The following is a 22714-nucleotide window of genomic DNA, read 5'->3' as shown; positions in this document are numbered from 1 at the left end:
AGTTAAATAAGTTCCTCACAGTCGTATCCATGAACATGAAGTAGTTTGATAATGTACTGATGATTAAGGGTGTATGATATAATTCTCAATACATAATCTTCGTCATATAGGTCCACATTCCATTGTTTTATACTTTCATGTTTTTCAAACAATGGTTTTAACGTTTCTCTGTCTTCTGGAGTTTTAATATTTGTTTTGAAGACCAGGATGTGATTGAAATTTTCCATAAGTCATAGATTGGTGCTTAATTAGTTGAAATAGTATATTTGATTATTTGATAACCAATATGTTACAAAAGCTTTGTTAATTTATTAAGAAGTTTTGCGGTAATTCCATATAGCCCAGCCGTTCAGTATGATGCCAAAGACGATTAAATACAAAAACTCGGTTTGTACATCACCAAAGTTACTGCCCTTTAACATGATCATCCTAACGACCTTAATGAAATGGGTTACAGGCAGCATATTAGATATTCCTCTTGCCCATGAGGGCATGCTTTCTACGGATGTAAACAGTCCACCCATCAACATGAAAATCATCATAAAGAAGAAAGCAACAAACATTGCTTGAACCTGACTGTCGCAATAAGTGGAAATTAATAAACCGAAACCCAGCAACGCAATCAGATAAACAGAGGCAAATAAATAGAGGAGCGGAATACTTCCCTGGGAGATAATGCCATATACGATCCAACAGACGAATAAACCAATTGTGAAAATGATCATACCAATAATCCAGAAGGGGATCAGTTTACCTAGAATAAACTCCCATTTTTTTATCGGGGTAACATTAATCTGTTCGATGGTACCCATTTCTTTTTCCTTTACAATGTTGAGTGCTGCCAGGAATCCGCCGATCATCGTTAAAAGGATCACGAGGATAGCCGGAACAATATTGTATTTATACTCCGCCCGGATATTATACCAATTTCGGAAGGTAACGTCAATCATGCCCTGTTGCTTAGCAGGATTCTCAGTGTTTATTTCGAGGTTCGCATTGAAATCCTTCAGTACAGCAGTCAGATAACTTCCGCCAATAGAAGCCTTGGCACCGTTTATAGCATCAACAGAAATTCCTATTTTTTGCATTCCTTCTCTGACTAAGTTACGCTCAAATCCGGAGGGAATTTCCATTACAATATCTGCTTTATCCTGTTCGATTTTCTGTAAAGCGTTTGGATAAGAAGTTTCCATACTGATAATCTTGAAAAATCCGGAAGACCCAATTTTGCTAATCAGCTTTTGAGAGTAAGTACTGTTGTCATGATCGATAATTGAGATGTTGACACTTTTGACATCAAAATTCATGGCAATAGGAAATACGATTAACTGTATGGTGGGCATCAAGAACATCATGATCAGGATGGTTTTATCCCTGGAAACTTGTCTGAATTCTTTTTGCAATATAAAGCCTAGGATCTTCATGATAGCCTGATTTTAAAGTTCTTTAGTGCCACACTAAGCAACACAGTGGTCATTCCTATCAAAATAAGGGTTTCTTTCCAGACACCTTCAAAACCCAGACCTTTTAGCATTACGGACTTGACAATCAAATAATACCAGTGTGCAGGGATTATTTTTGAAATAGCCTGAAAGATCCAGGGCATGTTTTCCAGAGGAAACATAAATCCTGTAAAAATCAGTGTGGGTATCTGCAATCCCATCATAGAAATCAGTAGGGCTGTTTGTTGTGACGCCGTCACATTGGAAATCAACAAGCCGAGTGAAAGGCAAGTAATAATAAAAAGGGCGCTTTCCATGAATAGCAAGAGGATGCTGCCTTTTATTTCCACATCCAAAGCATATACAGAAAGCAGTATAATAACAGTAAAGTTAGCTATGGAGAGAACCAGGTAAGGTATAGCTTTGGAGATGAGTACCATAAAAGGTTTAAAGGGAGATACCAGTAAGATTTCCATCGTTCCCAGTTCTTTTTCTTTAACGACTGAAACAGAGGTGAGTGCCGTGCACACAATCATCAGGATGAGTGCCATAACCCCTGGAATAAAGTTTAATGATCCATTCCCTTCTTCATTGTAAAGCATTCTTGTTTCTGGGATTATTTTGTAGGTTAAGCCTGCGGCAGGGGATAGCTGTGCCTGATAATCATTGATAATGGCAGTCAGATAATTGACAATAGTTTTAGCTGTATTAGGATCAGAGCCGTCAGCAATAATCTGTACCTGGGCTTTTCCTGAATGCACAAGATCCTTCCCGAAATCGGAAGGAAAAATTAAGGCGCTTTTTACTGTTCCTTTTTTAAATGCCTCCTCAATATCCGCATATCCCATAACAGATTCATCTACGCTGAAGTAAGGTGATGCTTTGATTTTATTGATGATTTGTAGGGTATTGACATCTTTGGAGTTATCGGAAATGATGAGGTGCACGTTTTTTACTTCACTAGTCAACGCAAATCCAAATAGGATGATCTGCACAATTGGCAATCCGAACATGATTAGCAGGGTACGCTTGTCACGGATAACCTGGTAAAACTCCTTTTTTGTGAATGCTAGTAGCTGTTTCATATTAATCTGCTGATCGGCTCGCTCCACGGGCCAACTGGTAAAAAACGTCATCCATAGAATGGACGGAGAATTGAGACTTCAAGTTCGCCGGAGAATCGAGTGCTTCCACTTTTCCATCAACCATAATTGAGATTCGGTTGCAATACTCCGCTTCATCCATGTAATGGGTGGTGACGAATATGGTGATGCCTGTTGCGGCAGCTTCATAAATCATATCCCAAAACTGTCTTCTGGTAACGGGATCAACTCCTCCGGTGGGTTCATCCAGAAATACAATCTTTGGACGGTGGAATATAGCTACCGAAAAAGCTAATTTTTGCTTCCAACCTAAAGGGAGTTCGCCTACCATTTTTTTTGCTTCTTTTTCAAGTCCTAATGATTGGATGAGTAGGGCACTCCGCTCTTTAATTTCTTTACGCTCCACACCATAAACGCCGCCAAAGAATTCAATATTCTCAAGTATGTTCAGGTTCTCATAAAGAGAAAACTTCTGACTCATATACCCGATATTCTTTTTTATAGATTCCTGTTGTTTATATACATCAAAACCGGCTACAGTTGCTTCGCCTGAACTCGGAAAAGAGAGCCCGCAAAGCATCCGCATAGCCGTTGTTTTACCCGCTCCATTTGCACCAAGGAAGCCGAAGATTTCTCCTTTATTGACATCAAAAGTTATTTCATTGACGGCATAAAAGTCCCCAAACTTTTTACTGAGCGCTTTGCATGTGATTACTTTTTCTTCGTCCATTGTTGTGAGTAAACGTTTTTTAGTGCTGACTTTATTTTATATAGGAATGATTTTAAATCTGTCCATTATAAGATGTTAACCTCGAATCGAACTAACCTTATTTTAATCAGAAATGGTTTTATTCACCTTCGGTATAAAAGGTTAGTTCTGTTCTTCAATCACTCTGCTTTTATAAAAAATGACTTTCCTTTTTTTTAGTTTATCAAGTTAATCCTGTTCCGCAGATAGTAAAATAAAACTGTCTTCAATCCCAGGTTTAATCTCTTCAATCCAAATATTAGAATGCCCATTTTGCTCCGCAATTACCCTTAATATTTCCTTACCATCATCCTGCTTTTCTTTTAAGGTAACATGTAGAAATTCGCCAAATGCATAACAGCTTTCCACTTGTTTAGCAGTCCTTAAATCATTAAGCAGTTTGTATATATGATCAGATTTTGCCCCATACAGCATATACGGAAATGCCTTGATGATATTTTCAGGCGTATCAACCGACATGATTTTACCTTTTTGAAGAAGAGCAATCCGTTCGCATAAATTGGCCTCATCCATATAAGGCGTAGATACCAAAATAGTGATGCCCTTTTTTTTTAATGTTTTAAGCATCTCCCAGAATTCCTTACGGGATACCACGTCGACGCCAGTAGTGGGTTCATCCAACAACAAGACCAACGGTTTGTGGATCAACGCACAGCAAAGCGCTAGCTTTTGTTTCATACCTCCTGATAGCTTTCCCGCCCTTCGGTTACTGAAAGGTTTGATCTGATCATAAATATCCTTGATCAACTCGTAATTGGCCTCTATTGTAGTGCCAAATACAGTTGCAAAAAAACTCAGATTTTCTACTACAGTAAGATCCTGGTATAGCGAAAACTTGCCAGGCATATAACCTACATTGTTTCTGATCGATTGATAATCTTTAATTACATCGAAGCCGGCAACACTGGCTTCTCCTTTGTCGGCCAACAACAAAGTGGTCAGAATCCGGAAGATAGAAGTTTTACCTGCCCCATCCGGACCAATAAGTCCAAACAATTCACCCTCCTTTACCTCAAAAGAGATATCATCTACTGCAAGTACCTTCCCTTTATCGTAGGTTTTGCTAATATTTTGAAGTGTTACCGCATTCATTTTATTTATCCTTAGCAGCGATGACTTCCCCGTACATGCCAATTTTAAGGTAACCGTCATTTTTAACCCTTACTTTAAGCGCATATACCAGATTGGCCCGCTCATTTTTGGTCTGGATGGTTTTAGGGGTAAATTCAGATTTGTCAGAAATCCAGGATATGACTCCCGAATAGTTTTTATAGCCCTTATCCCCCTGGTCAATACGAACCTGAACTTGTTGTCCTGGTTTAATACCTGAAAGTAGATCCCCTGTTATATAGGCTTTTAGGTACAAAGTGTCTACATTTGCGATTTTGTAGAGCGGTTTACCAATTACAGCAAGTTCCCCTTTCAGGATATACGTGGTCAGCACTGTTCCGTTAATTGGGTTTATTACCTGTCCCTTATCAATCTGCTCCTGATATTGTCGTGCACCTACTTCCAATGGCGCTTTTTCACTCAAAATACTGCGGTTTTGAGTAGAAGTATTGGAATTATATAATTTAAGTTGCTGATGTGTTACGCCAATTTGTTTTTGAAGCTGATCAATACCGGCATCCAGGTCATCCAGTTGCTTTTGTGTTGCTGCATCAGCTTCTACGAGGTTCTTTGTCCGGAGTCGTTCCCTTTGTTGCTGATTCAGCTGTGATTGCTGCACCAGAAGTTGTCGTTTTACTACTTTTGCTTGCTCTACCGGATTGCTTGTTTTTTCTTGTAAAGAATGGATGGTCGCTTCAGTTTGCTCTTTTTGAAGTTTAACCAGGGTTACATCAATCTGTCCCACTAAACTGTCTTTCTTCAGCATGGAGCCTTCTTTGATGTTAAAAGATTCCAGCAACCCATTCTGTTGAGCGGAGACTATTACCTCATCCGATTCAAAATTACCTGAAGCGACATAATCGTGCTCATTGGAACATGATATGAGTATTAGGCAACACAGTGATATATAAAGCTGTTTCATAATTAATTTCCTGAAGTATATATGTAATTGTATTGAGATTGCAAGAGTTGAATAGTGTGAAGTATCAGCGCCTGCCTGGCTATGTTTTCCGCATTAAGCTGCGAAATATAATCCCGCATTGTAATCACCCCATTTTCCTGTTGTGCTTGAGCTGCTTTTTTGATGGATGCACGAAGTTCAATAGCTTTTCTATCCTGCTCAATGAGGGCTTTAAATTTGAGTATTTCGTTCGTTTGCTGGGCTAAATTTACTGTGGTGTTCTGCAGGAAACTTTCCCTTTCAGCCTCAACAGACAGCTTATTTAAATTCAGTATTTTCTTGTTGTCTTTTAAGGTGTAGAGGCTACCAAATGCCCAGTTCAATCTTACACCAGTAATGTACCAGGGGCCGAATTCATTCTTGATGAAATTTAATGTTGGCCGTCCATATCCTCCCTGAAAAAAGGCACTCACCTTTGGAAGGTAATCTGTATGCAGCTTTTGCTCGTCTATCGTATAAACCTTCTTTTGTAAGTCGTATAATTTGAGCTCTGGTCTGTTGATAGTGGCCGGACTGCTAAGTGGTTTGGGAACTATTAATTGCGAGGGGCGCGTAATTGTGCTACCCGTCAGGAGCGAAAGCATCTCTAAATTAGCCTGCGACTGCGTCTTGATCTCAATATTCGTCATCTCAGCCTGAACCAGTTCAGCTTTTAACTCATCCAGATTACTTCTAAAAGAAGTACCATTTTTAATCAATGCGCTTACCTTTGCTGCCGAACTATTCAGGTCACTTGTTCTGATTGTATTTTGTTTCAGCTGTTCATCCAGGAGGAGAATTGAAAAGTAAATTTGATTAATGCGATCCTTTATAACTTGTAAGCTGACTTCCAGACTTTGCTGTTGAACCGCTTCATTCGCCCGTATAGCTGCTTTTTGATGGTGGGTATTCCCACCATCAAAAAGGTTCTGTGAAACATCCGCTAAAATCTTATACTGATCTTTGTCTAAAGAAGATAACGAGATGCCTGCACCCATAGCAGGAAAACTAACGGTTTCTGATTGATAGGAAGCCTGTCCGCTAACATTTAATTGAGGAAGATTTGTTTTTGAACTGTTCTGAAGTAAATATTTACTTTTTTGTAGAATGAGTTCCTGCTTTTTGATCAAAGGATAATGCTCTTTTGCAAGCTGATAACACACTTCAATGGTAAAAGGTGCAGTAGATTGTGCCAGTAGATCTTTCATGCTTATCGAGCACAGCAAGATCAGGATCCATTTTATTTTCATAACTCTAATTCTAACATGCTTTTAATCCATTTTGGAATCAATGCCTTACGTTCATTCATTAGTTTTTGAAAGATCTCCTCGTCTAATATTCCTGCAGCTGTAAATACAGGTTTACCAATGAATGGGAAAACGACCATACCTAATAAGCTCATTAAAAAATGTAAAGGATTAATATCCGGCTTCTTTAATTCAATCTGTTTAATCAGAGAAGAATTGCGCAATAGGTTATCGGCGTTTGTTGAATGAATAAACTGTTCAGTGTTATTTCTCACCTCACTAAAAACAAATAGGGGTAGATCGGGATGCTCTAAAAGCAAATCAATATAATTGGTTACAATCAGCTCAATTTTTATTTCCAGTGCTAAATTAGTATCGTTTGCGATGGGGATGATAACGCCGAAAAGCTTTTGGATCTTCTCTATCATGATGACATGAAACAGCTTTTCCTTACTTCTGAAATAATAGTTTAGGAGCGCCAGGTTAATGCCAGACGCTTCAGCAATATCACGGGTTCGTGTTGCGGCGTAACCTTTTAAAGTAAAAACCTTTCTCGCGGCCTCCTTAATTTTCTCCTCTGCAGAAACATCTAATTCCTCTTTTGTCTTCTTTGCCATATTGTGCACATCTTGTAGAGACAAAAGTAACTAATATATTGATTTAATCAAATGTTTAAATCAATATATTAGTTATCTTCACTCAGATGATGTAGAAGGGGTAGATATGGCTTATTCAGAAGATGTAAAATTGGTTGCTACGATCAGCTCCCTTTAATTCATATATGCAGTGCAAACTACACCAGCCTACCATTCATCTTTTTTAACAGGTGCCGTTGCCTTAGCCATATATCCTTTAATAGACAAAAGTGTTGAATCTGCAAACCTGCCTGCTTTTATTAGTATTGTTTTAGAACTAAACAATTGTGTTTTCTCTAATGAAGTAAGGGCAGTAAAAGAATAGGAATCGGGTATTTGTTCGAAATATCTCTCTATGGGACGTTTGGATGAGGGAATATAAGATCCTCCAAACCGAGCAGCAATGTTTTCTATCTGAAAAGGACTCATTATCAACCTGTATTTGCCATCTTTAATAGAGAATTCCATTTTTACATTTTGATAGTATTTTTTGGGAACCAATACGCCTAAAGTTTTAACGCTATAACTGTCTTCAGTAGATCCCTCAATGATAATCTTGCCATTGTCCTTATCTTGCAGTTTAATTACTCCAGGTTGATCTTTAAAGGCTTCATTAATCCAGGATAAAGCTCTGGAATAAAGTTCGTCTTTAGAAGTTTTTGGTACTTCCTGAATGATCGAATATGATAATTTTTTATTGGCATCCAGTGGATAATCCTTCTTCTTAAAGGGGATATCGGTATCCTGTGCTTGTGCGAAATGGAAGAGTAAAAAAGTTAAGCTAAAAAAAAGTAGTTTTTTCATGATTTAAAAGAACAAAAAAATAAGTGTATAGTTTTTATAGGGTAAAAACGGTATCCTCCAGTTCTTATTACACTAACGGAATATCATTTTATACACAAACGTAATTTATACCGCTTATAAGGTATGTATGGTACATTCTACGTACAATTTTTTTTAATTGTTAAATAAATTTGTAATTTTCCCAATCAGTCTTTAAAATTACTCCATACAATATGCGATTTAAGAATATTTCTTATGTATCCATGGCAACGCTCCTGGTAAGCCTCACAGCGTGTAATAAAGGAACTCAAAGCGGTTCTGAAAAATTTATAGAAACGTCGAGTTTAGACTCTTCTATAAATCCGGGTGATAATTTCTTTCAGTATGTAAACGGTAAATGGATCGGAACAGTTAAAATTCCTTCTACTCAAACCAGTACAGGTACATTCGATGAACTGTACAACAAAACGAAAGAGAATATTAAAAGTTTACTCGAAGAGTCAGCTGCTGCAAAAGCAGAAAAGGGAACTCTCGAACAAAAGGTAGGTGATTTCTATGCTTCAGGTATGGACTCTGCTGCTATTGAAAAACTTGGTTATACACCTATTAAGCCTTATTTGGACAAAATTAAAGCCATTAAGACTCAACAACAGGTTTTGCAGTTCGAAGCTGAAATGGAGAAACAGCAATCTGCAATTTTTACAGGTCTTTATGTTGGTCCTGATGATAAAAATAGCTCCACTAATATCCTTGCTCTTTATCAAACTGGTTTAGGTTTACCTGACCGCGATTATTACTTTAAAACAGATGCGGAAACCAAAGCAATCCAAAAAGCATATAAAGAATGTATTACGAAAATGTTTGTCCTGACGGGTGACAATCAGACTACCGCAACCAAGAAATCGGAGGCTGTTTATGCTTTCGAAAAACAACTGGCAGAAAGTCATCGTACTAATGTAGAATTGCGCGATCCGCAGAAGAATTATAACAAATCAGCAGTTTCCGATCTGGATAAAAAGATGCCTGCATTCAATCTAAGTGCTTATTTAGCCTTGATTGGAGTTAAAACAGATTCTGTAAATGTCGGTCAGCCTGCTTATTACGCTAAAGTGAATGACTTGCTTAAAAGCACTCCTTTGGATACCTGGAAAGCCTATCTTGCCGCACATATTATCCGGAATGCTTCAAGTGCATTAAGCACTCCTTTCGAAGATGCTGACTTTGAATATACGAAAGTGCTTTCAGGTCAAAAACAAATTAAACCACGCTGGGAACGTATTTACAGAAGTGCTGATGAGAATCTGGGTGAATTATTAGGTCAGCTTTATGTGAAAAAGCATTTCTCTGAAGATGCTAAAAGCAGAATGATGGAGCTGATTGATAATTTGCAAAAAGCTTTTGATAGCCGTATCAGTCGTGTGGACTGGATGACCGATAGCACAAAGAAGGTAGCTAAAGAGAAACTGCATACATTTATTAAGAAAATTGGATACCCTGAAAAATGGAAAGATTACAGTAAAGTTTCCATAGACCGTTCCAAGTACTTCGAGAATATTGTTGCTTGTGATAAAGTTGAATTTGCTTACCAAATTAATAAAGTGGGCAAACCTGTTGATAAGACGGAATGGGGTATGACTCCTCCAACGATCAATGCCTACTATAACCCGACTATCAACGAAATTGTATTCCCTGCCGGAATCTTACAATTTCCGTTCTTTGAGCTTAGCGCCGATGATGCTATAAATTATGGCGCTATAGGCATGGTAATTGGTCACGAAATGACCCATGGCTTTGATGATCAGGGTTCTCAATATGACAAGACAGGTAATCTAAAAAACTGGTGGGCTGTATCAGATAACGTGAGGTTTAAAGCTAAGTCTAAACAGGTTATTAATTTATACAATAGTTTTCAAGTCATTGATACGCTTCATATCAATGGTGCGCTAACAACTGGCGAAAATATGGCAGATATCGGCGGAATAGCTATTGCTTATGATGCCTTTAAGCTGACTAAACAAGGTCAGGATACGTTGAAAATTGATGGATTAACACCCGATCAACGTTTCTTTATATCTTTTGCCCGAATATGGAAAGAGAAAAGGGAAGACAAAGCGTTACGTCTGCAGGTTAGTACTGATCCGCATTCGCCAGCACAATATCGTGTAAATGTACCACTGATGAACTTTACACCTTTCTATAAAGCGTTTAACGTTAAACAAGGTGAAAAAATGTTTTTGCCGGTAGATAAGCGGATTAAGATCTGGTAGTATAAAAAAATAAATAATAAAAAAGAGGTACTGGTTTTAAACCAGTACCTCTTTTTTATGAAGAGCAATCTCGTCCGAATAACTTTTCCATAACAGGTAGCCACCGGAAAGATTATACACACTGTCGAATCCGCTTTGAACCAGTATTCGTTGAGCTAAATACCCTCTCAACCCTTGCTGGCAGAAAACATAAAGAGTTCTATCACGCGGAATTTCATTCAATCGATCCCTTATTTCATCCAGAGGAATCAATATCGATCCTGGTATTGTGCCGGCAGCGTGTTCTGCTAAAGTCCGAACATCCAGTATCGCAGTGGATTCATCTGCATCAGCGATCTCCTCACATTGAATGATTTTTAACCGGCCCAAAAGTATGTTTTCTGCTACATAACCCGCCATATTAACCGGATCTTTGGCTGATGAAAATGGTGGAGCGTAAGCATGTTCAATCTCCGTCAAATCAGTTATCGCTCCTTTGTTTTTAATGACGGTGGCTAGTAAATCCAGACGTTTATCAACTCCTTCCTCCCCAATAACCTGTGCACTGAGCAAACGGCCATTATCGGGCGAAAAAGCAATTTGAATAGTCATGCGCTTTGCTCCGGGATAATAACCAGCATGCGAATTACTATGGATGGTAGAAACAACATGTTCAATTCCCTGTGCTTTTAACTGTTTGGCCGCCATACCCGCAACACCTATAGTTAAATCGAATACTTTTACAATGGCGGTATTTATGGATCCTTTATATATATGTTGATTACCAAATACCAGGTTATCTGCACAGATTCGCCCTTGCTTGTTGGCTGGTCCTGCTAAATAGGTAATAGTTGCTTGTCCGGATATCGGATTAGGAAATTCAATCGCATCACCAACCGCATAAATATCAGGATCAGAAGTCTGCAAGTATTCATTTACAAGGATGCCTTTCGCATCACCTAATTTGATTCCGGCTTTTACAGCCAAGGAAGTATCCGGTTTTACGCCTATAGAAAGGATCACCAGGTCTGCATCCAAATCCACTTCATCCTTGAGCTGAACTCTTAAGCGATCTCCCTCCTTTGTAAATCCCTGTACAGCAGTGTTCAAATAAAGATGGATTCCTTTATCGCGTAAATGTTGCTGCGCTATGGCTGCTATGGGAAAATCCACGGGAGCAAGAATTTGATCTCCCATTTCTACGACTGCAACATCAAGACCCAGTTCATGAAAGTTTTCAGCCATTTCAAGCCCAATAAACCCGGCGCCAACAACAACTGCCTTTTTTACGTTAAACTGGCTGATGTAGTTTTTGATGTAATCTGTATCTGTAACATTGCGAACGGTAAAGATGCCTTCCATATTAATGCCCGGTAGTGGCGGACGAACAGGGAAAGCTCCAGGTGATAAAACTAATTTATCATAACTTTCCTGATACTCCCTGCCGGTTTCAAGTTGAATAGCCGTAATCGTCTTTTGCTCAGCATTAATATCAGTTACTTTGGTACTGATCCGCACGTCTACTTTAAACCGTTGGGTAAAAGAAGTTGCTGTTTGTACAAATAATTTATTTCTGTCTTTTATAACATCACCTATATAGTATGGAAGTCCGCAATTCGCATAAGAAATATACTGGCCTTTTTCGAAAATAACTATTTCGGCATGCTCATCCATTCTTCTTAATCGTGCGGCTGTAGTGGCACCTCCGGCAACTGCGCCTATAATTACATACTTCATATTGGTGAATTTTATAACTTGCACAAAAGAAGCAAGTAAATATTACATTGTATGTGCCTTATGTCACATTGTTTGATAAAAAAGTTTATAAAGCAGAAATTTATAACTTAACTAAAGAAAAACTAACTTGTTAACTTAATCTTTATGATTATTAAATGGTGTGTCAGATCTTATTATTTCTTCTGCACCTGATACCCACCTGTATCGCACCTTCTCCGCACCTTCTCCGCACGGAATGAAAGTAAACTGAAGGCAAGGTCTGCTAAAACTGATCTTTTTATATAACGAAAATATTACTTTAGTTGATTTTACTGCAAGTGAAGTCTATAATTGTATTGCATCTGAAATTAAAATTTTGCAGCGTTTAATTTTGCAAACTTGCTAACATTTGATGAAAGCTGAAATTGGGATCTCTATTTTCTATCTCTCAGCGTTCTAAGCCGATTATTTTTCAATTCATCTTGGAATATAAATTAACTATTATACGCTGATTTTCGAATATGTGTAAACTGATATCATTCAAGGCATTTCTTTTTTCAGATTATAAACAACGTTTTTACCTGTCAATTTCCCCCTTAACCAACCTTTCAACAATTATATTATTTTGTAAATAAGCTCAGTTGTGCTATAATTGTAAATCATACGTTTATTATCTATTAAAGCGAATATATATAATTGATCGCTTGTTTCTTACGGACTAACCAATAGACGAATTTAAGCTCTTTCAAAAAAGAATAAACCTGCTAGAGATGAAAGTAAATAGTATATTATCGATTTCCCAATTAATGATCACTGGTGTTTTGCTTTGCATCTTACAACAAGTACATGCCCAGCAGGAGCCACTTAAAGCATTCCCATTATCCGCTGTCCGTTTGTTGGAAAGCCCATTTTACGATGCGCAGCAAACAGATTTAAGGTATATCCTTGCTCTTAATCCAGATAGGTTGCTCGCTCCCTATTTACGGGAAGCCGGTATAACACCCGAAGCTATTAGTTATGGGAATTGGGAAAATACTGGTCTGGATGGTCACATCGGAGGACACTATTTGAGTGCTTTATCAGATATGTATGCAGCTACAGGAAATCAGGAAATATTAACGCGACTTAATTATATGCTGGACGAACTCGATAAATGTCAGCAGAAAAATGGCAATGGGTATATAGGGGGTACTCCCGGAGGGAAAGCGATGTGGGCAGAAATTGCTGCAGGTAAGATAAAAGCTGGAAGTTTTTCATTGAATGATAAATGGGTTCCCTGGTACAATATACATAAATTGTATGCAGGTCTTCGGGATGCTTATGTGGTTGCAGGTAATGAAAAAGCGAAAAAAATGTTAGTTAAGTTATCAGATTGGTGTCTGAATCTGACCGCTAATCTAAGCAATCAACAGATGCAGCAGATGTTACGTTCAGAACATGGAGGAATGAATGAAGTTTTTGCAGATGTGTATCAGATCACAGGAGATAAAAAGTATCTTCAATTAGCCCGTAAATTTTCTGATCAGTTTATTCTTGATCCATTACTTGCCCAAAAAGATGAGTTAAATGGTGTTCATGCAAATACGCAAATCCCTAAAGTGATTGGCTATATGCGCATTGCGGAGGTAGATCATGATACGCCATGGCGCAATGCTGCTGATTTTTTCTGGGAAACGGTAGTTAATAATCGTACGGTTTCCATTGGTGGTAATAGTGTTGGGGAACATTTCCATCCTTCAGGAGATTTTTCTTCGATGATTGAGTCGAGGGAAGGACCGGAGACCTGCAATACGTATAACATGCTGAAGCTCACCCGCGAACTTTTCCTTACTGATCCAACAGGGAAATATATGGATTATTACGAGCGGGCTCTGTATAATCATATCCTCTCTTCCCAACATCCTGGTGATGGAGGCTTTGTTTATTTTACGAGTATGAGGCCTAATCATTATCGGGTATATTCGCAGCCGCAGGAAAGCTTTTGGTGTTGTGTAGGGTCCGGACTTGAAAATCATGGCAAGTATGGTGATCTTATTTATGCGCACAATAACGAGGATATTTTTGTCAACTTGTTCCTGGCATCCACGTTGAACTGGAAAGAGAAACAGATTACCCTAACTCAAAATACAAAATTCCCGTTTAGTGAAAAGTCTGAATTACAGCTTACATTGCCTTCCCCTAAAGAATTTGCTATCCATATCAGGGTGCCTAAATGGGTTGTAGATGGAAAAATGAAGGTGATGGTAAATAACAAAGAGGTGGCCGTTGAGGCAAATAAACAGTCCTACATTTCTGTTAAACGCACATGGAAAACCGGAGATAAAATTACGGTTACTTTACCTATGGATACCCGGGTGGAATATTTACCGCATAATTCTTCATGGGTTTCTTTTATTCATGGCCCCATTGTTTTGGCTGCTGCAACAGATACCACTGACCTGAAAGGGCTTTATGCTGATGGTAGCAGAATGGGCCATATTGCTAATGGAGCTTTAATTCCTTTGGAAGAATCGCCCTTTATCGTTACTTCATTAAAAATGCCAGGTTCGGCGATAAAGCCTGTTGATGGGAAACCAATGGTATTTACAGCATCAAATATGATTTCGCCCAATAAATACAAGGATCTTAAGCTGGTTCCCTTTTACCAGATCCACGATTCAAGGTATATCGTTTACTGGCCAATAACGACTCAGAATAACCTGGCTACGATGAAAAACACTTTAAAGGAAGCAGAAAGAAGTAAAATTGAAATAGAAAAACAGACTATTGACCGGGTGAATAGCGGACAGCAACAACCGGAGTCAGATCATAATTTTCAGGGCGAAAGAACAGAAACAGGTTTGATGAATAACAGGCAATTTAGAAATGCAGAAGGATGGTTTAGTTATGATTTGAAAAATCCTGCGAAAGGCGCTCATACACTTCGCATTACCTATTATGGGAAGGACAAGGATCGGGATTTCTCTATCTACATCAACGACGTATTAGTGAAATCTGTAAAGATGGATGGTTCGCAAGGGGATAAGCTTTATGATGTTAATTATGAATTGCCGGTGGTGCTATTAAATAGCCAATCTGAGAAATTAACGGTTCGGTTTGCAGCAGAGAACGGATCCAAAACAGCAAATGTTTACTTTGTACGGCTATTAAAATAAACTATGCTTTTTTATCTATTCGGTTCCAGTATTTTAGAAATGACATATACCTGTTTTTTTGTATAAACACCTGTTTTGTGTTGATTTAGAAAGTATTACAAAACTTTTAGCAAAAGAAATTATTTTATGATTAAAATCATCTATTATGAAATTAAATCATTTAGCAGTTATTGCAATCACTAGTATGGCACTTGCAAGTTGTGGTTCAAACTCGAAAAACAGTGAAAGTTCAGATTCTACTATGATGCAGGATTCTTCAATGGATACTACAGGTGGTACACCAACAATGACTGATTCAATGAGTACAGGCAACAGTAGCACAACATCCGGATCTGGTTCCGCTACAGGCAATCCTTCACCTTCAGGAATGGATTCTACTAAATCAGGAATGGATTCAATGGGATCGGGAAGCGCTACTACGCCCAGATAAAAAGAACAAGTTGGTGTAACTATTTTAGCTGGCTATCCTGCATTTTGGCACTAGGGTTAAGGACTATTTAACTAGTAGTCCTTATACTTATTTTATCTAAATTGCATATAATTTTCCTTTATTTATAATACTGATCAATTTATTTAACTGCTCGTCCTTAACATTTCCTTTATCCGAATGGGATATAATTTACCTTTATTAACGGTACGGATCAACTTATAATAAAGTAGAGCGGCCGTAATAATTAATCCTGCAATCCCCTCAATAAATACGACTGTCTGCGCACCATAGAAATGGGCGAGGAATCCAATTAATAAACTTCCTATAGGAAGGATTCCCTGGTTAGCCATAATGTAATAGCTAATCGTTCTTCCCCTCATTTCAGGAGTGGAATGCGTTTGTATGTATGTATTGATGGATGAATTTTGTACCATCAAGCCGATTCCTGCTGCTGCAGTAAAAATAAGTGCAGGCACTAATGATGGTGCTATTGAAAGAGCGATAACGGACAATGACAAAATAAATCCGGAAATGATTGTGACTTTATGCAGACTTATTCCTTTTCGTAAGCGTGCCATATAAATGGCACCAAACAAAGCGCCAAGGCCTGCAGCGCTTTCAAACCAACTGAATGTTCCGGCATCCCCATTGAAAATGTCTTTCGCAAACACAGGTAGGAGTGTGATAAAAGGGATAATGAGCAAGCTTGAAGCTGCCATGGTCAATATTAATGATAATACGTTCGGCGAATTTTTTATATGATAAAACCCTTCCTTCAGGTCTGACCATATATTTTCAGTAGCCTTCGTGCTTGGTTTAATGTCCAGTTTCATACATAGCAAACAAACCAATACAGCGATGAAGCTGATAAAGTTAATCAGAAAGCACATCTCTTCACCCAGGGTGCTGAGTATAATTCCAGCTAATGCAGGACCAACCAAACGGGCTGAATTAAATACAGTTGCATTTAGTGCGATGGCATTGGGCAAATCTTCCTTATTATCGACAAGGTCTATCATTAAAGCTTGTCTTGCGGTTACATCGAATGAATTAATAATTCCTTGCATTAGACTGAGTATTCCAATCCACATGATACTGTAATATTGAAACCAAATCATCAGAGCTAGTAATCCGGCTTGAAGCATTAGTCCCCCCTGAGTAATCAGTAATACTTTAAATTTATTGTGACGGTCAATAAAACTACCGGCAAAAGGGGAGAGGAACAAAGAAGGAATAAGACTTGCAAAAGTGATGAATCCCAATAAAAAAGCAGATCCTGTGAGTCGGTATACTAACCAACTAATTGCTACCCTTTGCATCCATGTGCCAACAAGTGATATGGCCTGCCCGGTGAAATGGAGCCTGTAGTTGTAGTATTTAAGGGAGCGAAAGATATTCATAAATCAAAATATAGTAAAGCAGCTTTACAAAAATAATATTTTTTTGTTGTTTAATGATAATTAAATGGTCATAAAACTCTTATCTTTATAAAGTAAATTTAGTTTAAATGGCAAATCAGGATTACGAATTGGCGGTTCAGTTTCGAACTATGGTGACACGACTTACCCGTCAGATCCGTAAACAAAATGTGCGTACCGAGTTTTCCAATACTGAAATTCATACCCTTTCCTTACTGGAACAATATGACAAGCTGTTGCCGTCAGATCTTGCAGAGATGGAAAGGGTCTCCAAGCAAGCCATTTCACAAGTGATTAACCGGCTGTTCGATGCCGGATATGTCAGACGTGAGATTATCGAAACGGATAAGCGGAAAGTAGTAATTTCGCTAACCGACAGTGGTCTTGATAAATTAATGGAGACCCGCCGGATAAAAGAGGAATGGCTGGCTGGTGCCATGTCAGAAGTGTATTCTAATGAGGAACTTGCTTTAATCAAAGCTTTCCTGCCGCTTTTACAACGGATAACGGATTATAACGGTTAGGCCATTTCTGTCGATTTCTTAACTGAGTAGCTCAACCTTTTCGAATGTTTTAAATCAAATTCAATCCTTATTTTAATTAATTCTTTACTTGAGCAACACAATCGTCAATCATTTTGCATCGTTGTAAACCCGGAGGATGCGTATATTTACTCCGCTACATGATATGAAAATTTTAGCTTGCAGAACTAGAACTCTATTTTGGAAAAGAGAAGGAACAATGTGGTTTATAGTAAATTTTACTTCTACTCTTGTTAATTGGTAAACGAAAAGGATGTAATAAGCAAACGAGAAGAATTTAATTAGCAAACGGGAAAGACTTTATAAGTAAACCAGAAGGATTTAATAAGTAACAATAGAAATATATTTAAATGTCCTATATTAAGATAACGAAACGGTTTCAGGATTTAAGTCTGGAGCAATTATATCAGATACTGCACCTTCGTAATGAGGTTTTTATCGTGGAGCAAAATTGTGCTTTCCAGGATATTGATCATATTGATCAGCAATGTCATCATTTTATGTTGTACGGAGATGGTAAATTAATTGCATATGCTCGTATTGTACCTGCTGGTGTTTTGTATGAAGAAGCTTCAATTGGACGTATTATTACCCATCTTTCTGTAAGAGGAACAGGGGTAGGGATTAAAATGATGGACATGATCCTCTCAGATGTAGAGGAATTGCTTGGCCTTCAGCCTCTCCGGATTGGTGCTCAGCTTTGGGCACAGAAATTCTACGAGAAATTCGGCTTCGTAAAAAGCAGTGAGATCTACGATGAAGATGGTATTGATCATATTAAAATGATCCGGAAACTTTAATCCATTAAGATCATTAAAATGAAAGAGCTTTATATTAAAAATATGGTTTGTCCCCGGTGCGTATCTGCTATTGAGCAGGTACTTCAAGAGCAGGGCCTGGACTTTGAAGAAGTTAAATTAGGCTATGTACACCTTAAAGTGGATCTTCTTGACTCAGAGGAAATTGAAAAATTACGGACACAAATAAAATCTTTAGGTTTCGAACTGTTGGACGATTCAAAGGAAAAACTGGTGGAGAATATGAAGACATTCATCATTAATAAAATATTTCATCAGTCATCCATTGCTCTCCAGTTGAATTGGTCTGATCTGATCGGACAAGAACTGTCGCACGATTACAATTATTTAAGTGCCTTATTTTCATCATCAGAAGGAACTACAATTGAGCAATATATTATCAGGCAAAAAATAGAGCGGGCAAAGGAGCTCATTTCTTATAAGGAGCTTAGTTTAAAGGAGATTGCCTGGCAGCTGGATTATAGCAGTGTAGCTCATCTGTCTTCACAATTCAAACGTATTACTACTTTTACACCATCACAATACAGGGCTGGTATGGACAACACTCTTGAACGCAATAACCTGGATTCAGTCATCTGAGAGAGGGTTATACTTTGAAACTATGAAATACATCAAAATTATAACTACACTATTCTTTATGGGTACTGTGTTTTCTTGTGGAGTTGAAACGCAAGTTAGTCAGTTGGAAGCTCTGCAAAGCTGCATTTTTAAAGTGAAAACAGTAGACAGTATTTATTTGGCGAATACGCCTATAGAAAAATTGTATAATAAAAATGGCTTGGATCTTTCCAGGGCACCTAGTCTTGCTTTCTCCATGCTTCAACAAAAGCTGCCTATAAAAGCGAGAATAAATTTAGGGGTTACTAATCCCGGATCTGAGGATGCAGGTATTAATGCGTTTGAATACATTATTATGATTGCCGATCAGGAATTAATGAAAGGCTTTTATAATCAGGCGATTATGGTTCCTGGTAATGGTGGTGAAGTTACTATACCCTTTAAAATTGATACCGACATTTATCCTATCATGTCTAAGCCAGAGAATCAAAAGTTAATAGCAGACTTTTTTTCAGCCTCAAAGGATACTTCGGTTCTGATCACTGTAAAGATAAAACCGAATATTATTGTGGCTGATAAAAAAGTGGAATATCCAGGATATATAGATATTAAGAAAGTACTAAGCAATAAAGAGTTGTTACCCTATCTTAAATAGAGTAAATACGCTCTTTATCTAGCGGATAATTAAAATTGGAATTTTAACACGATGCCGTACCGAGTTAAGGGTACTTCCAAAGATCATATCTTTCAGCGTTTTATGTCCATGAGCACCCATCACCAATAAGTCCAGATTGTTTTTGTTGGTAAGCTTTGCTATTGCTCTCGCCGTATTTCCATAACCGATTAAAACAGTGGAGTGGTAACCAAGTTTTTCCAGATTCTGTCGATAGATTTCCAGGTTATCCTCATCACTTCTTGTTTCAAAATCCAACACCTTGTCTCCGTAATAACGTGCACCTGCAGTTTCAACAATATGAATCAGATAATAATGGGCAAGTTTACCACCCTGTAAGAGCGCATGGCGGATAGTTGCTTTGTCATGTGAAGAAAAGTCAACCGGAATACCCACTGCAGTATACAATACAGTTTCTACTTCAGGAATCTCTAATGCCTTGCCATGTGGAACATTTGATGGTATGATACTGCTCTTCTTGAACAAAGGATGAAAGGAAACATACAACAAGAGAAAGATAATGGCCAGTATAACGGGAATCAAAATGGCAATTACCCACCAGTTATTTCCACCACTCAACCAGGTAAGAAGGAATTCATAAACCAGCTTAATGTTCAACGAGACAATAATCAGGGCACTTAACCAGGCAAGAATCTTCACCCAAGGCTTGATGGCGAAGTCACCCATAAGCTTTTTATCAGAAGTAAAATGGATTAATGGAATAACGGCAAAGCCAAGCTGCAAACTCAATATGACCTGGCTTAGGATTAATAAAGCCCCCAAATAATTTTCTCCAAAATAAATTATCGTAATAAAAGCAGGAATGATGGCAAGCAGTCGGGTAATTAGTCTTCTTAGCCAAGGTTGAATCCGAAGCTTTAAATGCCCTTCCATGATAATCTGCCCAGCCAGTGTACCCGTAACCGTTGAACTTTGTCCTGCAGCAATTAAGGCTATTGCAAATAATGCAGGAGCAAGTGATCCGAATATGTTTTCAAGAAGTTTGTAGGCATCCTGTATTTCAGCGACTTTAAAATAGCCGTTTTTATAAAAGGCAGTGGCCGCCAGGATGAGTATAGCCGCATTAACAAAAAAAGCAAGATTCAATGCAACTACAGTATCAATTAAGTTGTATTTAAGGGACTCTTGAATGCCTTTTTTTGTCCGCTCAATTTTTCGGGTCTGCACCAGTGAAGAATGCAAATAAAGATTATGAGGCATCACCGTTGCCCCTAGTATTCCGATAGCAATATAAAGGGCATTTCCCTCCAGAATGGATGGCTGTAGTCCTTTAAGCACATCGTGCAAGGAGGGCTCTACAATAAACATCTCCGTTAAAAAGGCCAGTCCTACAATAAATACCATAGAGAGAATAAAGCTTTCCATGGCCTGCATGCCCTTGTTTAGTAAAAAAAGCAGTAATACGGTATCCAGAATAGTGATGGAAATTCCCCAGATCAGCGGTAAGCCAAACAAAAGGTTTAAACCAATAGCCATACCGATTATTTCGGCAAGATCACAGGCTACTATCGCTATTTGGGCTAAAATATATAAGGGTAAATTTGCCCAGCGAGGATAGGCATTTCTGGAAGCTTGTGCTAAATCGAGTCCCTGAACAATACCAAGTCGCGCACTTAAAGATTGAAGTAGAAGTGCTATTAAGTTGGACATCAGCAGTACCCATATTAATTGATAACCGAACTGGCTTCCTCCAGCTAAATCGGTTGCCCAGTTTCCTGGATCCATGTAGCCCACACTAACGAGATAGGCGGGACCAAGGAATGAAAGTAATTTACGCCAACCTGTTTTACCTGCAGTTGTTACTGTAGAATGTACTTCCCCTAAAGATTCGTTCATATTGTACCGCCCTTTTCCATGTTTTGCAAATCTAATTAAATGAATTAGATTAATCTAATATATACTTTCTTTTTAATTTGTTTTAAATTCGCTCAATAAATTACGCTTATGTCATTTCAACCGGATAAAACAGACTTACAAATTATCAAAAGACTCCAGGAAAGTGGAAGAATAACCAACTTACAGCTATCCAATGAAATTGGACTTTCACCAGCGCCAACGCTGGAACGAGTGAGGAAATTAGAAAATTCAGGAATCATTAAAAGTTATCATGCGGTTGTAGATGAAGAGGAGCTTGGTTTAGGCATTAAAACATTCATACAGATACAGCTGGATTTTCATCACAATAATACCATTCAGACTTTTATTGATGAAGTGAAAAAGATAAATGAAATCACAGAATGTCATCATGTGACAGGTGGCTGTGATTTCATTTTAAAAGTATATGTTAAGGATATTAAATCCTATGAAAAACTAATCATGGAAAAGATTGGAAAGATTCAGGTTGTGAAGACATTTCAGACGATGATGATCCTTTCTACAAGTAAGAAAGAAGCTGTTCTGCCTTTTAACTATTAAATCTGCCAGTCTATTTTTGATAAACCTTGCGCTTTTAATAGCTCATTTGCTTTAGAAAAGTGCTTGCAACCAAAAAAACCATTGTATGCGGAATAAGGCGATGGATGTGCTGCTGTTAAAATGCTGTGTTTAGTTCCATCTATCAGCGGTATTTTAGCCTGTGCATTTTTCCCCCAAAGCAGAAAAATGAGCCCTTTACGATTTTCAGAAAGCGCTTTGATAGCCTGATCTGTAAAGATCTCCCATCCCTTTTTATGGTGTGATGCAGGTTCCGCTTTTCTGACCGTTAAGGTTGCGTTTAGCATTAGTACACCCTGGTCTGCCCAATGCGTTAATTCTCCATGAACGGGCATTTCAAAACCGGGTATGTCTGTTTGTAATTCCTTATAAATACTTCTTAGAGAAGGAGGGATGCCGATACCCTTTAAAACTGAAAAGGAGAGCCCATGAGCCTGTCCTTGCCCATGATAGGGATCCTGCCCCAGGATAACAACTTTCACGGATTGAAAAGGAGTTTGATTGAAAGCATTAAAGATGAGTGGTCCGGGGGGGAATACCACCTTGCCGTTGTTTCTTTCCTCGACAAGAAAGTTTTTCAATTGTTTCATATAATCCTTTCCAAATTCCTCAGCAAGTGCTTCTTTCCAGGATTCCTCAATTTGTACTGTCATAATTCTATATTTATTGCTTTAG

The 22714-nt window shown here is 38.2% G+C and carries 21 protein-coding genes; 8 read left to right on the top strand and 13 right to left on the bottom strand.

Going from position 1 to position 22714, the window contains the following annotated elements:
- Positions 1-2 precede the first annotated feature (2 nt).
- The 9 genes from BFL47_RS08910 to BFL47_RS08870 all read right to left on the bottom strand — a co-directional run bounded on the left by BFL47_RS08910 (position 3) and on the right by BFL47_RS08870 (position 8050).
- Complete coding sequence (locus BFL47_RS08910; RefSeq protein ID WP_069659438.1) at positions 3-227, bottom strand: hypothetical protein; 225 nt, start codon at positions 225-227, stop codon at positions 3-5.
- An 84-nt stretch (positions 228-311) separates the two neighbouring features.
- The gene (locus tag BFL47_RS08905) at positions 312-1424 is read right to left on the bottom strand and encodes an ABC transporter permease (protein ID WP_069659437.1); all 1113 of its coding nucleotides are present in this window, start codon (positions 1422-1424) and stop codon (positions 312-314) included.
- Positions 1421-2527 (bottom strand): ABC transporter permease, encoded by a 1107-nt coding sequence (locus tag BFL47_RS08900; RefSeq protein WP_069659436.1) that lies wholly within the window; start codon positions 2525-2527, stop codon positions 1421-1423. Before BFL47_RS08900 ends, BFL47_RS08905 begins: the two co-directional genes overlap by 4 nt.
- Position 2528: 1 nt before the next feature.
- Positions 2529-3275 carry an ABC transporter ATP-binding protein gene (locus tag BFL47_RS08895; protein ID WP_069659435.1) on the bottom strand — a complete coding sequence of 249 codons (747 nt, stop codon included), beginning with the start codon at positions 3273-3275 and terminating at the stop codon, positions 2529-2531.
- Between the two features lie 207 nt (positions 3276-3482).
- Positions 3483-4406 (bottom strand): ABC transporter ATP-binding protein, encoded by a 924-nt coding sequence (locus BFL47_RS08890; RefSeq protein WP_069659434.1) that lies wholly within the window; start codon positions 4404-4406, stop codon positions 3483-3485.
- Position 4407: 1 nt separating this feature from the next.
- Positions 4408-5346, bottom strand: coding sequence for an HlyD family secretion protein (locus BFL47_RS08885; protein ID WP_069659433.1), 939 nt, complete (start codon positions 5344-5346; stop codon positions 4408-4410).
- Positions 5347-5348: 2 nt separating this feature from the next.
- Positions 5349-6614, bottom strand: coding sequence for a TolC family protein (locus BFL47_RS08880; RefSeq protein WP_245681332.1), 1266 nt, complete (start codon positions 6612-6614; stop codon positions 5349-5351).
- Positions 6611-7228 (bottom strand): TetR/AcrR family transcriptional regulator, encoded by a 618-nt coding sequence (locus BFL47_RS08875; protein WP_069659432.1) that lies wholly within the window; start codon positions 7226-7228, stop codon positions 6611-6613. Before BFL47_RS08875 ends, BFL47_RS08880 begins: the two co-directional genes overlap by 4 nt.
- A 186-nt stretch (positions 7229-7414) precedes the next feature.
- The gene (locus BFL47_RS08870; RefSeq protein ID WP_069659431.1) at positions 7415-8050 is read right to left on the bottom strand and encodes a DUF4468 domain-containing protein; all 636 of its coding nucleotides are present in this window, start codon (positions 8048-8050) and stop codon (positions 7415-7417) included.
- Positions 8051-8262: 212 nt separating this feature from the next.
- Here BFL47_RS08870 and BFL47_RS08865 point away from each other — a divergent pair, with 212 nt between their 5' ends.
- On the top strand, positions 8263-10296 hold the full coding sequence (locus tag BFL47_RS08865; RefSeq protein ID WP_069659430.1) for a M13 family metallopeptidase: 2034 nt from the start codon (positions 8263-8265) through the stop codon (positions 10294-10296).
- Positions 10297-10332: 36 nt separating this feature from the next.
- On the opposite strand, the gene BFL47_RS08860 is transcribed toward BFL47_RS08865, so the two are convergent.
- Positions 10333-12012, bottom strand: a complete 1680-nt coding sequence (locus BFL47_RS08860; protein ID WP_069659429.1) for an FAD-dependent oxidoreductase — start codon at positions 12010-12012, stop codon at positions 10333-10335.
- A 749-nt stretch (positions 12013-12761) separates the two neighbouring features.
- Between BFL47_RS08860 and BFL47_RS08855 the strand changes: the two genes are divergently transcribed.
- Together BFL47_RS08855 and BFL47_RS08850 are read left to right on the top strand one after the other, a co-directional pair.
- Positions 12762-15146 carry a glycoside hydrolase family 127 protein gene (locus tag BFL47_RS08855; protein ID WP_069659428.1) on the top strand — a complete coding sequence of 795 codons (2385 nt, stop codon included), beginning with the start codon at positions 12762-12764 and terminating at the stop codon, positions 15144-15146.
- A 145-nt stretch (positions 15147-15291) separates the two neighbouring features.
- Complete coding sequence (locus tag BFL47_RS08850; RefSeq protein WP_069659427.1) at positions 15292-15576, top strand: hypothetical protein; 285 nt, start codon at positions 15292-15294, stop codon at positions 15574-15576.
- 143 nt (positions 15577-15719) lie between these two features.
- On the opposite strand, the gene BFL47_RS08845 is transcribed toward BFL47_RS08850, so the two are convergent.
- Entirely contained in the window at positions 15720-16976 is a 1257-nt protein-coding gene (locus BFL47_RS08845) for an MFS transporter (protein WP_083257083.1), read from the bottom strand.
- A 107-nt stretch (positions 16977-17083) separates the two neighbouring features.
- On the opposite strand from BFL47_RS08845, the gene BFL47_RS08840 reads away from it, so the two are divergent.
- The 4 genes from BFL47_RS08840 (at position 17084) to BFL47_RS08825 (ending at position 19567) form a co-directional block, all read left to right on the top strand.
- Positions 17084-17518, top strand: coding sequence for a MarR family winged helix-turn-helix transcriptional regulator (locus BFL47_RS08840; protein WP_069659426.1), 435 nt, complete (start codon positions 17084-17086; stop codon positions 17516-17518).
- A 368-nt stretch (positions 17519-17886) separates the two neighbouring features.
- Positions 17887-18336, top strand: coding sequence for a GNAT family N-acetyltransferase (locus BFL47_RS08835; RefSeq protein WP_069659425.1), 450 nt, complete (start codon positions 17887-17889; stop codon positions 18334-18336).
- An 18-nt stretch (positions 18337-18354) separates the two neighbouring features.
- Entirely contained in the window at positions 18355-18933 is a 579-nt protein-coding gene (locus tag BFL47_RS08830) for a helix-turn-helix domain-containing protein (RefSeq protein WP_069659424.1), read from the top strand.
- Between the two features lie 22 nt (positions 18934-18955).
- Positions 18956-19567, top strand: a complete 612-nt coding sequence (locus BFL47_RS08825) for a hypothetical protein (RefSeq protein WP_069659423.1) — start codon at positions 18956-18958, stop codon at positions 19565-19567.
- Positions 19568-19585: 18 nt separating this feature from the next.
- On the opposite strand, the gene BFL47_RS08820 is transcribed toward BFL47_RS08825, so the two are convergent.
- Positions 19586-21442 carry an Nramp family divalent metal transporter gene (locus BFL47_RS08820; RefSeq protein WP_069659422.1) on the bottom strand — a complete coding sequence of 619 codons (1857 nt, stop codon included), beginning with the start codon at positions 21440-21442 and terminating at the stop codon, positions 19586-19588.
- A gap of 108 nt (positions 21443-21550) precedes the next feature.
- Here BFL47_RS08820 and BFL47_RS08815 point away from each other — a divergent pair, with 108 nt between their 5' ends.
- Positions 21551-22021: an Lrp/AsnC family transcriptional regulator gene (locus BFL47_RS08815; RefSeq protein ID WP_069659421.1), complete on the top strand. Its 471-nt coding sequence runs from the start codon at positions 21551-21553 to the stop codon at positions 22019-22021.
- Here BFL47_RS08815 and ung read toward each other — a convergent pair.
- On the bottom strand, positions 22018-22692 hold the full coding sequence (ung, locus tag BFL47_RS08810) for a uracil-DNA glycosylase (protein ID WP_069659420.1): 675 nt from the start codon (positions 22690-22692) through the stop codon (positions 22018-22020). The two genes, BFL47_RS08815 and ung, sit on opposite strands and share 4 nt — an antisense overlap.
- Between the last annotated feature and the right edge of the window lie 22 nt (positions 22693-22714).

This window comes from Arcticibacter eurypsychrophilus (assembly GCF_001730525.1).
GTDB classification, from domain to species: Bacteria; Bacteroidota; Bacteroidia; order Sphingobacteriales; family Sphingobacteriaceae; genus Arcticibacter; species Arcticibacter eurypsychrophilus.
The sequence above is the reverse complement of the archived record's forward strand: the minus strand, read 5'-3'. Positions and strand labels throughout refer to the sequence as shown.